The following is a 13,320-nucleotide window of genomic DNA, read 5'->3' as shown; positions in this document are numbered from 1 at the left end:
CGGTTGGGATAGCAACAATTGCCGTCGCCGCTAGCGGCTTCTCTGTGCTGGTGTATGCACCACAAGCATGGCAGAGATAGAATTTATTACCTTCGCTTGTACGGATCCGGATCGATTGGCGTCGTTCTGGGAACGGGCTATCGACGGCGAGCGCCGCGACCTCCCGCCGTCGGTCGAGTCGGAAGTCGTCGATCGGCCCGGTTCGGGGCCGGACCTGCTATTTAAACGCCAGCCGAGGGGAACCGAGCGAGACCTCCCGATCCATCTCGACCTGTCGACGGCGGATCGGGAGGCGACCGTCGACCGGCTCCGCGAGCTCGGTGCGTCCGTACGCGACACGAAGACCGAGACCCACGAGACGCACACGGCCGTCTGGACGATACTGGAAGACCCAGCCGGCAACGGCTTCTGCGTCAGCGAGTACGACCGGTGAGGCCAGCGACTCGAGGCGACCTGTGACGGCGGATCGACGGGACGGCGAAACCGAACCGACTCAGGCGTCGACCGGCCGCCCGTCTTCCGTCGGCGGGGCGATATGGTCGACGTACTCCTCGAGGCTCGGTTCGTCGACCCGGACCCGGACGGCGATCTCGCCGAGCTCGTCGGGTTTGCCGACCGAGAAGTTGACGTAGTCCTCGAAGGCCGCCTGCTTTTTCAACGCGAAGGTGAACGTCTGTCCCTCGCGGTTGGCGAAGAACTCGCCGCGGGCGGTGTCGAGGATCTCCTGGCGGTGTAACTGCTCCGAGAAGTGATCGAGCGCGTGCGCCTCGCCCCTGACCTCGCCGAACTCCTCCTCGAGTTCGGCGGTGGGAAAGACGTTCGAAACGGCATCGATCACGCGACTCGTGACCTCGGTGTCGTAGACCGGTGCCGTGATCTCCACGTCGACGCGGTAAATCTCGCTCATGGGTCCGCTTCGGCCTCGGCACGTTTCTCGTCGTCGGTTCCCCGGACGATCGACCGGATCCGCTCGTGAAAGGCTTCGAGCGAGCCGGTGTTCTCGACGACCACGTCGGCGCGCTCCATCGCGTCGTCCATCCCGAAGCCGCGCTCGCGCTCGTCGCGGGCGGCCAGCCCCTCGCCGCCGTCGGCCTCGCTCGCGTCCCGGCCGCGCTCGTCGATCCGCTCGGCTCGCAACTCGAAGGGGGCTTCGATACTGACCAGCGTGAACGCGTCGGCGAACTCGTCCTCGAAGACGTCGACCTCGGTGCCCGAGCGGATGCCGTCGACCAGCACCGTCTCGTGGGCCTCGAGGCGATCCTCGATCATCGGCAGCGATCGTTCGGCGATGGCCGCCGGGCCGTTTTCCTCGCGCAGCGCCTGCGCGACCGTGCCGTGATCCGTCGCGGGGTCGAGCCCGCGGTCGGCCGTCTCCTGGCGGACGACGTCGCCCATCGTGACCACCGGGATTCCGTCCTCGCGTGCGACGGTCGCGGCCTCGCCCTTGCCGCTTCCGGGGAGTCCGACCGTTCCGATGACGTGCATCGAGACTACGTACCGGCGAGACGTGCATAAACGCTGTGTTCGCCGTTCGGTCCGGACTGCACCGTCTCCGCTCGGCGAGCGGGCCGCCTATCGGTCCGGCACAACGGTTGTAGGATCGACAATTGCCGCGTTGTACTCCGGCTGGGCCCCCCCACGAGCCGGGTCGAACTCGATATTCGGGCTCGCTCGAGCCGGCGCGGCTTATACGCCCGCTATCGATGAGTTCGCTCGCATCGAACCGACGCGCTCGACGGTCGTACGGCACTCAACCGTTCCAATTCGAGGTAATTCGATCAAACCCTGACTGATCGCTGAAACGGAGACACGCCGTTATGTGGCAGTCCGTTGCGGAGACGGGTGCGTACTATGACAGACAAGATACTCACCAGGCGTCGATTCACGGCCGGAGCCGGCGCGGGACTGATCGCTGCAGTCGCGGGTTGTTCGGACGACGGCGAATCCAACGAGGACTCGCCGGACGACGAGTCGGACGGAACGGACGGTTCCGGGAACCCCGGTTCCGACGAGGAAGGCAACGAGTCCGACGACGGGCTCGGCAACGAGTCGGATGACGGCGGAGCGGGCAACGAAACCGATAACGAGTCCGACGACGGCGGACTGGGGAACGAGTCCACCAACGAATCCGACGGCAACGACACCGAGAACTCGAGCGACGACGATGCGGAGGTCGAGTTCTGACGCCGGCCGGTGGCGACGCGGCTACTCACGAGGACGCACTCACTTTTTCGCGCGAATTCCCGGCTCCCGTCGGGTACGGCGGTCGAATTCTGTTTCCCGTCCGATAGCGCAGCGAGCGAGCGATTGCGACGAGAATCCCAACCGCTTATGCCGTTCCGTCGAGGATTCCGACTCGAGGGCACGTAGCTCAGTCCGGAAAGAGCGTCGGACTTCTAATCCGACGGTCGTGGGTTCAAATCCCATCGTGCCCGTTGCTGTCGCGAACACTCCGTGAGCGACAGCAGTACAACGAGATGGGATTTGAACGAGACCGAGGTTCTGCGCGAAGCGCAGGTTCTCGGGCGTAGTTCATAATCCCATCGTGCCCACTTACGGTCACGACCCATTCGTGAGCGACAGCACTCGCTGAGATCGACTCTGACTCGAGAAACCTGGCCCCCACCTCGAGCGTTCGACGAGAACGACGAGCCTCGTCGGATGCGGATCGATACGATTCTCCCCCGGGTGAGGCCGACAGCTTCGCGGATCTCGCAACGATCGCGAGCGAAGCCCTCGAGATGTGGTCGAAGTCAGAGAACGATCCGACGGCACTCCGCGGGATCGAGTTGACCTGGAAGACTCCCGGTGGCGGGACTGAGACCGGATTCGTCGGTACTGTCGCCGATCGCTGAACGGGCCTGTATAGTGGCAATGCTCCCCCTTCGTTTCGTTTGTACAATCATACTTTCATTAGCAGCTGATTTTCACAAGTTGAGCTGTTTTTCGGTCGGGGGTAGCCGCGGCGATCGCCTCGACCCCATATCTCGAGTCGGTCGGTCGCTCGAGACTGCGTTCTTCTTTGGATGACCGACACGTTCCGCCTGATTTGGGCCGAAATGAGCCGCCCAGTGAGCCGAAAAAACGAGGATCTCGGGGGGTCGTGTGTACGAGTACGCGAATTAGAACCGACGGCGACTATGCGTACCGCCGAGACGCAATCGAACGCGCAGCCGACTTCTATGACCGTAACAAGACGAAAGCGGTCGTAAGCGCTTGCGATGACGTACCCAAGTTCGTCTAAGCATCACGCCAAGTCCTCGAGCGCGACGACCTCACGCCCGAGCAGCGCCGGGAGAGCTCCGAGACGCTCTCGACGAGAGCAGTGACGTTCGAAGTCGAGTATCGTCGTCAGTACAGATTCGGAAGGATCACTCTCCAATAACTACATGCGAATTGGTTTCCACTCGACGAGTGTATACTATACGGAGCCCCTTTCCCGCCCCCTTTCAGATTATTTCATCGAATCAGGTTCTGGTATATCGCATTGAGAAACTACTGAATTCTGTTCTTGGGAATATTCGAGGATACCTGCATTCTCCATCTTTGGAATGTGACAGTGGTGTAAATCGACGCGTACTTTTTTGACATCTTCTTCTGGTACTTCTCCGACATCCTGTACGTCAAATTCTAACTGGACAACTTCATCAGTTAAGTCTTCGAGCGGTATCGACGTTTGATATTTGTTGAGACAGTAGAGAGTATACTGTCGTCGTTCATGCGAAAGGACATCAAATAGAACCGTCTCTGAAACTTGCTCGTTTTCGGTTAGATGCTTGATATTGTTGAGCATACAGGCCTCATTTTGAGGTACTCCGATATAGAATTACCGTCCGCAATATCTGGTCGTAACTACGAAAATAACAATTAGAAAACACCAGAAATTAGCTATATCGATACCATATTGCGCTCTTCTATTGAAATTACAATAGCTGAAGGCGGTAAAAATATGCCGTTCTAACCTAAAGAATCGAATTAATTGGGATCTTCGCCTGTTCGGTCCCGCGGTGATCGCCGCCACCGTGCCACCGGAGCAGCGGGAACTCGCTCGAGCGGACCATCTTACCGCAAAGAATCGTGCAGACCGATCGCCCGCGTGGCTGGTAGACCACGAACCAGTATCAGCCGTCGTGACGCCGGAACTTCTCGTGATATTCCCGACAAACCATCCAGTTACCGGGCTGACCGTCGGCGTGCTCGTGCATTGTCGATTTGATCTCGAGAGACGGCCCGTTCTCGAATCTCGCGTCGTCCCGTCCCGCCCGCTCGAGATCGAACCCGTTTCTCTGCCGCTCGTTTCTCGATGGCGGTCCCGAAGTCGTTCGCTCGCCTTGATCGGTTCGGGGTCCCCGTCGTTCGTCTCGCGGATGCAGATCACCTCGACGGCGTCGATCCGCTCGAGCGACCGTCCCGGTCAGCCGATCGCCGAGCGATAGCGAACGCACCGAGGGGGACTCGATCGATGAGGGGGACTCTCGAGAGAAACTCCTATATATGACAGATAACGAGTGAATCACGACATATGGAACGAACGAATACGATTCTCGCGGTGACGCTCGTCGTGGCGCTGGGACTCGCCACGATGCCACTGTCGGCAGTGGCGCAAGAAGACGGCGATTCGATGGAGGTGGAGGCCACGATAACGGAAGACGGCGAATTTGAGAGCCTCCGAATGGTGTGGGAAACGGACGCACAGACCTACAGTTCTCTGGAGTCGACTGCATCCGAGCAGGGATACGATACCGTAGCCGCGTGGTTCGCCGAGGAGGAACTGCTGCCCGAAGAGAACGGGTACGCTGGCTACGAGAACGCCGACGATACCGAACTCGACGACGGGTATGCGATGGAAATGGAATTCACGGAGTTCAATCAGGAGAATTTCGATGACACGGAACTCACGGCGGAGAACGGAACGGTCTCCCTGCAAATCGGTAACGTCGAAGATCCCGAAGCGGACGATACGTTTAGCGAGATGACGTACGTCATCGAGATGCCCGGGGCGGTAACGGACTCGAACGCGCTGTCGGTCGATGGAAACACCGCCACGTGGCACCTCCACGAAGAGAGCCCGAACGTCCTGTCCGTGGAGTCCGAGACGGGGTCCGACACGGCGTCCGACTCCACCGATGATGACGGTGTCCCCGGCTTCGGAGTCGGTGCCTCCCTCGTCGGATTACTCGTCGCCGTGCTGGCGCTCGGATACCGACACGACTGAGCCGTTTTTTCTCGGCCCGGTCGCCGCCCGACGATGGATACGGACCGGGCTCGAGACGGGAACCGGGACCGGTCGCGACTCCCGGCGGTCACTCGAGCACGACGACCGATCGAAGGGACATACTTCTGCGCCGCATTGTCTGAAAATTGATTTGTTCCGATACACTAATGTCGGCCACCAACGTTATATAGGATGTCGGCAGGGCCAGCCGTGGCATCACAGGGGATACGGGGGACGCACCGATCATCGCGACGCACGCACGACGATCGCCATCCCCGCTGCCGACACGTGTACACCCTTTCGAACTCCGATACCTGCCCGATAGCCCTCGCCGTCGCCCGCGCTCGGTAGCCGCCGCCACGTTCGGCCGCTGGTGCTCGCTCTCTTCGCCGCTCGAGCCGACGATCACCGCTCTCATCCGGACCCGGGCTTCGCGTTCAGGCCCACGATACAACCCGCTGGATCACCTTCCGACGCTATGGACGACACCGACCGCGAGTCGATCGCGTTCACCGGCCCGGACGCGCCGTCCGAACCGAGCACGTTCGCCGACCAGGCCCGCCGACGCGCCGACACCGAACGCGAGGCCATCGAGTGGGCCGTCGCCGAACTCGAGTCGTTGATCGACGCCCGTGACGTCGACCTCGAGCCTCTGCTCGAGTACTCGCGTCGCAGTCGGCAGAGCATGCCCGACCGGCACGTACGGGCCGGCGAAGCGATGGCCGAGACGCTCGATGTCGATCCCGATATCTACGAGGTCTACGCCTTCGCGTACAGCGATCTCTGTGACGAACTGGCCGACGAGCCGGCGGCCGATCCCTCGCGGGGCTGTACGAACGCGCTCGTGTCTCCGTCGCGGACCGGACGAGACGGCTCGCTCGTGCTCAAGAACCGCGACATCGCGGGTCGGGGTGCCCGCCCCAAATCGCTCGTCGAACAGCCGGCGATCGACGGCTACCACGGCTTTCTGACCGTCGACACCTGCGGGACGGTCATGCTCTACAAGGGCGTCAACGATCGGGGGCTGGTCGCGGCGAACACCTACATCGACGCGAACCGGGACGATATCGAGCCCGAGGCGCAGTTCCGCAACGGTACCGTCGTCCGGCGCGTGCTCGAGGAGTGCGCCACCGTCGAGGCGGCCCGGGAACTCCTCGAGTCGATCCCGACGCGACAGCTGATGGCCCAGACGCTGTTTCTGGCCGACGGGAGCGACGCCGTCTTGCTCGAGGTGAACCCCCTCGAGGAGCGGATCGCGGTCGCCGACGACGGGGCCGTCGCCCGGACGAATCACTTCGTGCTGTCGCACTCGGCGTCGACCGAGAGCTCTCGCCGCCGCCGGGAGCGAGCGACGGCGCTGCTCGAGGCGGGAGGCGACGAAATCGATCGCGATTCCCTCTGGCGGATCGCGGCGGATCACGAGCACGGGCCGGGAAACGAGTCGATCTGCCGGCATCCCGAAGCCGAGACGGACGCCCACGCGTTCGGTCAGTTGACGACCGCGAGCGCGGCCGTCTTCGAGGGCGGGTCGCCGACGGTCGAACTCGTGATGGGCAACCCCTGCGAGACCGAGCCGGTGCGGTGTTCGTTCGGCGACGAGTCCGCGACCGCTCTGCGGACGGGCGGTCAGTGGCTTACGCGGCTCCGATAGCGGAACCGGGAATACGATTTCCGCAGGCAGAACGGCGGCTGAAGCCGAGTCGCTCGCCCACGAAATGGCGTTGCTCTCTGTGGGCGTCCAGACAGCCTGCGAGGGGCAGTCAGTCTCCCGGCTGCACGCGATTCCGCGAGTTGGTCGTCGTCTTGTAGACGTTACTTCGGACGCGGACTTCATCGCGCTCGAGCGGCCGATCGCGTCCGGCCGTGTTCCGGGTAGACCGGGTAAGCCGCCAGAGCGGCCGGAGGCTGCAAAAGACGAACCCGATAACGATGAGCGCAAATCCGGCGACGGTCGCGACGGTGATTTGTTCACCGAGGAGGGTTGCACCGAAGATCGTCGCCACAACGGGCGATGCGTAGTTGATGAGGCTGACGTTCGTTGCACCGATTCGATTCAGCAAGGTGAAGTAGAGGAGGAACCCGCCCGCCGTCGCGAAGATGCCGAGGTATGCGAGTGCGGCGACGGCTGACGGCGTCCACGTCACGCTCCGGAACGACGCGCCCGAATAGGCGTAGGCGATGGCGTGGAGGAATACCGCGCCGGCGATCATCGACCACGCGTGGAGGGACATCGTCGGGAGAACCGCCGTCCAGCGTTCCGTCAGCACGGAGCCGAGCGCGAAGACGACCGCGGACGCCAAGATGAGTGCGACGCCGGTAAGTTGCCCGCCGACGGATCCTCCGGCGATTGCGATAGCGATTACGCCGGCGAGCCCTGCGCCCAGTCCGATGACGTCCGTACTGTAGATGCGTTCCGTCGGGAGGATCCGGATAGCGATGATGGGGGTGATGATCGGTGAGACACTCAGGACGATTGCGGCGACTCCACTCGTGACGTAGCTCTGGCCGATGAAGGAGAACGCGAAGTGCGCTCCGATGACGAGGATACCGTTCGAGAGGATGAGCGCCACGTCCGCTTTGGTCCGAGGGAGCCACCGGAGCCGACTCAGTAGAACCGCTCCGATGAAGATGAACGCAGCGATGTCTAATCGGGCCGCTGCGAAGAGGAGCGGCGGCAGGGTTTTCAGTCCGATTTCGATCGCGGTGAAGGCGGTCCCCCAGACGAACGCGAGCGCGCCAAACAACAACGTGTCTTCTGCCTTTGTCATATCATATTTTCATATTATGTGGCTGTTTCAAAGTCGGTGCACTGTCTATACGGGGCTCAATTAAACGGTTTGCGGGGATCGTGATAACACGACTCAACAGCCGCATGGCCATGTTAATCATTCGCCAGACATAGTTGCCGGGCGCGAGTAGTGGACAGCCGTTTTTGCGCGATCGGCGACTCACTCCGAGAAACGAGGACGGCGTCTACTACGGAAACAGGGACTCCCGTCAGGCTCGAACGCGGCGGCGTTCCAGGTCGGCCTCGAGCCGATCGGCGGCTCGGAGCCGCAGTTTCTTCGCGCGCCGCTCGGTGATTCGCGAGTCGGTCATCCGGTCCGCGAACGGATCGTACTCCGCGGGCGTGAATCCGAGCCGTCGAAGGTAGTCCCTGACTCCCGCCCCCTCGAGTCCATCGTGGATGGCTACGTCCGTCACCGACTCGACGGTGTCGAACTCGGGGAGGCGGAGCGGTCCGTCGGTGGCTGTATCCGGCCAGGTACTCCGCTCCGAGCCGCCGACGACCGTCCCGTGCTCGTCCGCGCGGGCGACGATCGATCGCACCTCGGCCGCGAGCCGGAGCACCTGGCTCGGGAGGGCCGCGTCCGGCGAGCGCCACTCGACCGTTGGCATCGCTTTGCGCAACCGGACCGGGTTCCAGACCGCGTCGTAGGGACCGAATTCGTTCTCGAAGGCGGCCGGGTCGACGCCGCGCTCGACCGCCCGCTCGCGGAACGAGTCGTAAGCGTCATCGAGACGCTGCTCCCACTCGGCGACGCTGTCGACGTAAGACCGGAGCTGGCCCTGTTCCGGGCAGGTCTCGTAACACGAGCGACGGTAGAGGAACGGGCGGGCACACTCGAGGATGCGTTCGCCGCGGTAGTGGGCCGAACTGGTGACCAGCGCGAACGCCGGATCGATCGCGGTCAGGGCGTTGAGTTGGTCGGCGACGTTCGATCGCTCGAAGTGGACGTGCGTGCCGGCACAGACGCGAGCGTCGTCGAACGCCGGTCCGACGATCCGACGCTGGAGGTCGGTCCCCTCCTTGTCCCGGTATGGGACGTCCGCGGGGGAGGCGGACAGCGGCGTCGCCAGCGGGACGAGCCGCTTGTCCCGTTCGCGTGCCGCGTCGACGACGCGTCCGATCCGACCGTGCAGCTCCTCGCGGAGTTCGGCCATCGATCCGCACGGGGTTGTCTTGATCTCGAGCATCGGCTCGACGAATTCGGGATCGACCTGTTCCGAGACGTCGAGCAGTGTGTCGGGTGCGACCAGATCGCCGTCGTCGTCGACGACCCAGTACTCCACCTCGAGGCTGGTGTTCATGGATGTGTCTATTGGAGCGCGATATCCGGCCCTCGAGCAAGCCGTCACCGGGCCGCGGTTGGCGGACGGCGGTCGGCGAGCGCCCGTCGCGGCGGGCCGAGACGGGCGGGGGAGTTCGCGTCGACCGGGCCGTCCACCGACAGTTCTCCCGTCGGATATGGTAGTATGAACGAGTTACGCGAATGAATTGAGCCTGCGTGCGCAGGTCGTGCCGTCCGTTGGCAGCGCTCACGAGACCGTTCCGACGGCGATCCGTGGGAACTCGCGACACTGACACCGGTGTTACGTGGTGGCTTCGGGGTTGCTGGGGATTGATACCCCTGCAGTAACACTATGTAACTACGATGAGCGACGAGACGACTACGGACGATGCGACAGTGATCGTTGTCGGCGGCGGTCCCGCCGGACTGAGTGCGGCCCTCTTCGCCGCGAAGAACGGGCTCGAGACGACGGTGTTCGACGGTGACGGGACGTGGATGCACAAGGCCCACCTGTTCAACTACCTCGGCATCGGCTCGGTCGGCGGCAGCGAATTCATGGCGACGGCTCGCCAGCAGGTCGACGACTTCGGCGCCGACCGACGACAGGGCGAGGAAGTGACCGGCGTTAGCGAAGCCGGCGACGGCTTCACCGTCGAGACCGAAGACGGGAGCTACGAGGCCGATTTCGTCGTCCTCGCGACCGGTGCGAACCGCGAACTGGCCGAGGATCTCGGCGTCGTGTTCACCGACGATGACACCGTCGACGTCGGCGTCGAGATGGAGACGAGCGTCTCGGGCGCGTACGCGACCGGCGCGATGGTCCGTCCCGAGGAGTGGCAGGCCGCCATCGCCGTCGGCGACGGGGCCGCCGCAGCACTCAACATCCTCTCGAGCGTCAAGGGCGAACACTACCACGACTTCGACGTTCCCGACGACGCCGCGCGCGTCTTCGGCGAACACGTCGCGGAGTAGTCGCGTCGACGCCGGGTCGTCGCGGAGTCGCTGCGGAGACGCCGGACTCGTAACCGAGCGGATCGCCTTCGAACACACCTCGGTCGGATTCACGACCGATTCGATTCACCCACCATGCCTACCGAACCCACCAACCCAGTCACGCCGGAACTGCCCGACAGCCCCGTCCACACGACGGGAACCGACCACATCACCATCTGGGGGAGCAACGAGGCCGAGACGATCGAGTTCTACCAGGACCTCCTCGGCATGCCGCTCGTGCTCCGCCAGCCGAATCTCGACGACCCCTCGCAGACGCACCTCTTCTTCGATACCGGTGACGGTCGCATCCTGACCTTCTTCGTCAGCGACGACCGGCCCTCGAACCAGCGCGGCCAGCGCGGCGGGACCGGTGCCGTCCACCACCTCTGTTTCAGCATCGATCCCGACGAGTACGAGGACACGATGGACGCCCTCGAGGACGCGGGCCACCAGTACAACGTCTTCGATCGCGGCATCTTCCACTCGATCTACACCACGGACAACAACGGCCTCGTCATCGAGCTCTCGACGGACAAGTACGAGGTGCCCGACGACCGCCGCGGCGAAGTCCTGGCGAAAGCGCAGGAACTCCGCGAGGCCGACGGCGCAGACTACGCCAAGGACGAACACCTCCGCGGTGCGATCGAGGCGCTCGGCCTCGAGCTAATCGAACACGACCTGCCCGAGGCCAGCGCCGGCGTCGGTGGTGTCGAATGAGCGCGGGCGACCGCGTCGACGGCCCACATCAGGATCAGCAACTCGCGACGGGCGGAACCGCCCTCGAGGACGCCGACGCGGCGCTCGTCCTCACCCACGGCCGTGGGGCCACGGCTCGAGGAATGATCCAGTTGGCCGACGAGGTCCTCGAGAAGGGGGTCGCCGCCCTCGCCCCGCAGGCGGCCCGCCAGACGTGGTATCCGAACTCCTTCCTCGCGCCCGTCGAGCGGAACGAGCCCGGCCGGAGCTCGGGGCTACAGGCAATCAGCGACGCGATCGGTGCGGCGAACGACGCCGGGATTCCGACCGAGCGGATCATGCTGATCGGCTTCTCGCAGGGGGCCTGCCTCGCCAGCGAGTTCGTCGCGCGAAATCCGCGCCGGTACGGCGGTCTCGCAGCCCTGAGCGGCGGCCTCATCGGCGAAGACGTCGATCCCGACGACTACCTCGCGGACGATCCGGACCTCGAGGGGACCCCCGTCTTTCTGGGCTGTAGCGACGTCGATCCCCACATCCCCGAGGAGCGCGTCCACGAGACGGCCGACGTGCTCGAGTCGATGCACGCCGACGTGACCGAGCGGCTCTACGAGGGAATGGGCCACGGCGTCAACGAGGACGAACTCGAGTTCGTTTCGAAAATGGTCGCGGATCTGGTCGACGACTGATCGGGGCGCCGTCGACGATCGATCGCGGGCCTCGTCGACCGAGCCCGGCCTCCTCAACTGCGTCCCGCTTCGCTCGAGGGTCGGCTCAGCGGATAACGGTGACCGGCATGGGGGCGCGCCGGACGATTTTCTCGGCGACGCTGCCGAGCAAGATGCGGGAGAGACCGGCCCGTCCGTGGCTGCCGATAACGATGTGATCGATGTCGTGCTCTTCTGCGAACGAGACGATCTCGCGTGCGGGCCGCCCGACGACGGTCTCGGTCCGAAACTCGACGTCGAGATCGCTGGTGATCGCGTCGATTTCGTCGGGGAACTCCGCGGATATCTCCTCCTCTCGCTCCCGCAGCATCTCCTGGATGATGCTGATCCCCGCCTCGGTCGAACCGTCCGCAGCCTCGATGACGCGCAGCAACACGATCTCCGCGTCGGGATACGTCGCAAACGCGTGTTCGACCGCCTTCCGCGCGGGCTTCGAGCCGTCGTACGCGACGAGTACGTCCATACGTCTGATAGCTCTCGCGAGAGTATAAACCCGGTCGATAGCAACCGGTCTACTCGACCGACCGAGCGATTGTCCTGTCTTCAACAGTTCGCGAATTGGAGCGCCGATCCCCGGTATCGTTCCGGGCCGGCGACCGCTGTCTCAGTTCGGACTGTCCGACCGACATGCGGTGGCGCGCGCTGGGCCGCGGTGAGTGGACAGCGAACCGCGGCACGACGCTGCGCGAGGGATGAGCGAACGCCGGAGGCGTGAGCGAATCGGCTGGGGAGGGCGTGGCGTCTCCCTGTTGCCAGTGTCACTAGGGCACTTCCCGCTGCTCTCCTCACGCTACAGATCAAACCGAACTGATCGCCCGTTAGCAAGCGATTTCGAACACGCTCGAGGTCTCGCCCACTCTATTCCATACATCTTGCAGTAGTTATAAGCCAATTTAGAACAACAATTAGAACGGAAGCCACACTCCATTCGTCGCGAGGGGCATGCGCCGAAATGCCCCGGGTGCTAGAGCCACCCGAGACGTGGCTTCCAACCCACGAGGGTTCGAAAGCCATGATTGCGTATATTCTCGCGGGATATAAACGTCCCGTACGACCGCAGAATCGCCTGCCACGACTAGCGCCGGCTCCGGGATCCGGTTTCGACGGACTCCGTTCTCGGTGGTCGGAATGACCGCCAGTCCGGACGCGAATGACGAGAGCGACGACGAGGACTCGCCGTTCCCCGCCTGTCCGCGCTGTGGCGACCCGGTCCTGTTCTCGGTCGTCACCGGACCCCACGCCGGCTTCGCCTCCCCCTGTGGCTGTTCGGTCCCGCCAGGCCTGCTCGAGCGTGAGTGATATCTCCGCTGGGCACCTACGCTCTCCGTCGGACTCGATCCCCGGCGGACAGCCGGTCTCCCGTCGCCGGACGCCACCACCGAAACCACCGCGTCGACGGCGGGGGGCCGGCCCGTAACCGAGGCTCGAGTGGGTGTGATCTATGACTGTTCGAGCGGCTTCGAACTGCACTCTCCGTTGAACCTGTCTGAGCAGCGACCGCAGATGGAGACGAGTGTCCTGCCTCCGCTGGCAGCAGGGAGTCGCCACGCCCTCCCCAACCGATTCGCTCACTCCGTTCGCTCATCCCTCGCACAGGTCGTGCCGCGGTTCACTGTCG

The 13,320-nt window shown here is 63.7% G+C and carries 14 protein-coding genes, 1 tRNA gene and 3 pseudogenes; 11 read left to right on the top strand and 7 right to left on the bottom strand.

Going from position 1 to position 13,320, the window contains the following annotated elements:
• Window positions 1–67 precede the first annotated feature (67 nt).
• Window positions 68–433: a VOC family protein gene (locus AC0QDI_RS12150; protein WP_474668476.1), complete on the top strand. Its 366-nt coding sequence runs from the start codon at window positions 68–70 to the stop codon at window positions 431–433.
• A gap of 60 nt (window positions 434–493) precedes the next feature.
• On the opposite strand, the gene AC0QDI_RS12145 is transcribed toward AC0QDI_RS12150, so the two are convergent.
• A complete protein-coding gene (locus AC0QDI_RS12145; RefSeq protein ID WP_474668475.1) occupies window positions 494–907 on the bottom strand; it encodes an RNA-binding domain-containing protein in 414 nt (137 codons plus the stop codon).
• Window positions 904–1,485 carry an AAA family ATPase gene (locus tag AC0QDI_RS12140; RefSeq protein WP_474668473.1) on the bottom strand — a complete coding sequence of 194 codons (582 nt, stop codon included), beginning with the start codon at window positions 1,483–1,485 and terminating at the stop codon, window positions 904–906. Before AC0QDI_RS12140 ends, AC0QDI_RS12145 begins: the two co-directional genes overlap by 4 nt.
• Window positions 1,486–1,851: 366 nt before the next feature.
• Here AC0QDI_RS12140 and AC0QDI_RS12135 point away from each other — a divergent pair, with 366 nt between their 5' ends.
• The 4 genes and pseudogenes from AC0QDI_RS12135 to AC0QDI_RS12120 all read left to right on the top strand — a co-directional run bounded on the left by AC0QDI_RS12135 (window position 1,852) and on the right by AC0QDI_RS12120 (window position 3,385).
• Entirely contained in the window at window positions 1,852–2,184 is a 333-nt protein-coding gene (locus tag AC0QDI_RS12135) for a hypothetical protein (protein ID WP_474668471.1), read from the top strand.
• A gap of 176 nt (window positions 2,185–2,360) precedes the next feature.
• Window positions 2,361–2,435: transfer RNA gene (locus AC0QDI_RS12130), tRNA-Arg, on the top strand.
• Between the two features lie 199 nt (window positions 2,436–2,634).
• Window positions 2,635–2,855, top strand: a pseudogene (locus AC0QDI_RS12125) (DUF7845 domain-containing protein); the annotation flags it as partial.
• 248 nt (window positions 2,856–3,103) lie between these two features.
• Window positions 3,104–3,385 (top strand): annotated as a pseudogene (locus AC0QDI_RS12120) (DUF7692 domain-containing protein).
• Between the two features lie 69 nt (window positions 3,386–3,454).
• Here AC0QDI_RS12120 and AC0QDI_RS12115 read toward each other — a convergent pair.
• Together AC0QDI_RS12115 and AC0QDI_RS12110 are read right to left on the bottom strand one after the other, a co-directional pair.
• Window positions 3,455–3,793, bottom strand: a complete 339-nt coding sequence (locus AC0QDI_RS12115) for a DUF7344 domain-containing protein (RefSeq protein WP_474668469.1) — start codon at window positions 3,791–3,793, stop codon at window positions 3,455–3,457.
• 169 nt (window positions 3,794–3,962) lie between these two features.
• A pseudogene (locus AC0QDI_RS12110) lies at window positions 3,963–4,305 on the bottom strand (PD-(D/E)XK family putative nuclease).
• A 217-nt stretch (window positions 4,306–4,522) separates the two neighbouring features.
• Here AC0QDI_RS12110 and AC0QDI_RS12105 point away from each other — a divergent pair.
• Window positions 4,523–5,215 carry a hypothetical protein gene (locus tag AC0QDI_RS12105; protein WP_474668467.1) on the top strand — a complete coding sequence of 231 codons (693 nt, stop codon included), beginning with the start codon at window positions 4,523–4,525 and terminating at the stop codon, window positions 5,213–5,215.
• A 478-nt stretch (window positions 5,216–5,693) separates the two neighbouring features.
• Window positions 5,694–6,866, top strand: coding sequence for a C45 family autoproteolytic acyltransferase/hydolase (locus AC0QDI_RS12100; protein WP_474668466.1), 1,173 nt, complete (start codon window positions 5,694–5,696; stop codon window positions 6,864–6,866).
• A 109-nt stretch (window positions 6,867–6,975) separates the two neighbouring features.
• Here AC0QDI_RS12100 and AC0QDI_RS12095 read toward each other — a convergent pair whose 3' ends face one another.
• Entirely contained in the window at window positions 6,976–7,983 is a 1,008-nt protein-coding gene (locus tag AC0QDI_RS12095) for a DMT family transporter (protein WP_474668464.1), read from the bottom strand.
• Window positions 7,984–8,212: 229 nt separating this feature from the next.
• Complete coding sequence (locus AC0QDI_RS12090; RefSeq protein ID WP_474668462.1) at window positions 8,213–9,307, bottom strand: glutamate-cysteine ligase family protein; 1,095 nt, start codon at window positions 9,305–9,307, stop codon at window positions 8,213–8,215.
• Between the two features lie 344 nt (window positions 9,308–9,651).
• On the opposite strand from AC0QDI_RS12090, the gene AC0QDI_RS12085 reads away from it, so the two are divergent.
• The 3 genes from AC0QDI_RS12085 to AC0QDI_RS12075 all read left to right on the top strand — a co-directional run bounded on the left by AC0QDI_RS12085 (window position 9,652) and on the right by AC0QDI_RS12075 (window position 11,663).
• Window positions 9,652–10,260 (top strand): NAD(P)/FAD-dependent oxidoreductase, encoded by a 609-nt coding sequence (locus AC0QDI_RS12085; protein WP_474668460.1) that lies wholly within the window; start codon window positions 9,652–9,654, stop codon window positions 10,258–10,260.
• Between the two features lie 114 nt (window positions 10,261–10,374).
• Window positions 10,375–10,998 (top strand): VOC family protein, encoded by a 624-nt coding sequence (locus tag AC0QDI_RS12080; RefSeq protein ID WP_474668458.1) that lies wholly within the window; start codon window positions 10,375–10,377, stop codon window positions 10,996–10,998.
• Window positions 10,995–11,663: an alpha/beta hydrolase gene (locus AC0QDI_RS12075; RefSeq protein WP_474668456.1), complete on the top strand. Its 669-nt coding sequence runs from the start codon at window positions 10,995–10,997 to the stop codon at window positions 11,661–11,663. The genes AC0QDI_RS12080 and AC0QDI_RS12075 overlap by 4 nt, the downstream gene beginning before the upstream one ends.
• A gap of 85 nt (window positions 11,664–11,748) precedes the next feature.
• Here the strand turns inward: AC0QDI_RS12075 and AC0QDI_RS12070 are convergent, their stop codons facing one another.
• Window positions 11,749–12,165: a universal stress protein gene (locus AC0QDI_RS12070; RefSeq protein WP_474668454.1), complete on the bottom strand. Its 417-nt coding sequence runs from the start codon at window positions 12,163–12,165 to the stop codon at window positions 11,749–11,751.
• A gap of 665 nt (window positions 12,166–12,830) precedes the next feature.
• On the opposite strand from AC0QDI_RS12070, the gene AC0QDI_RS12065 reads away from it, so the two are divergent.
• The gene (locus AC0QDI_RS12065; RefSeq protein ID WP_474668452.1) at window positions 12,831–13,001 is read left to right on the top strand and encodes a hypothetical protein; all 171 of its coding nucleotides are present in this window, start codon (window positions 12,831–12,833) and stop codon (window positions 12,999–13,001) included.
• Window positions 13,002–13,320 lie beyond the last annotated feature (319 nt).

Source organism: Natrinema sp. LJW11 (genome assembly GCF_056135975.1).
Note: the sequence above shows the minus strand (reverse complement) of the source record. Positions and strands in the feature narration are given on the sequence as shown.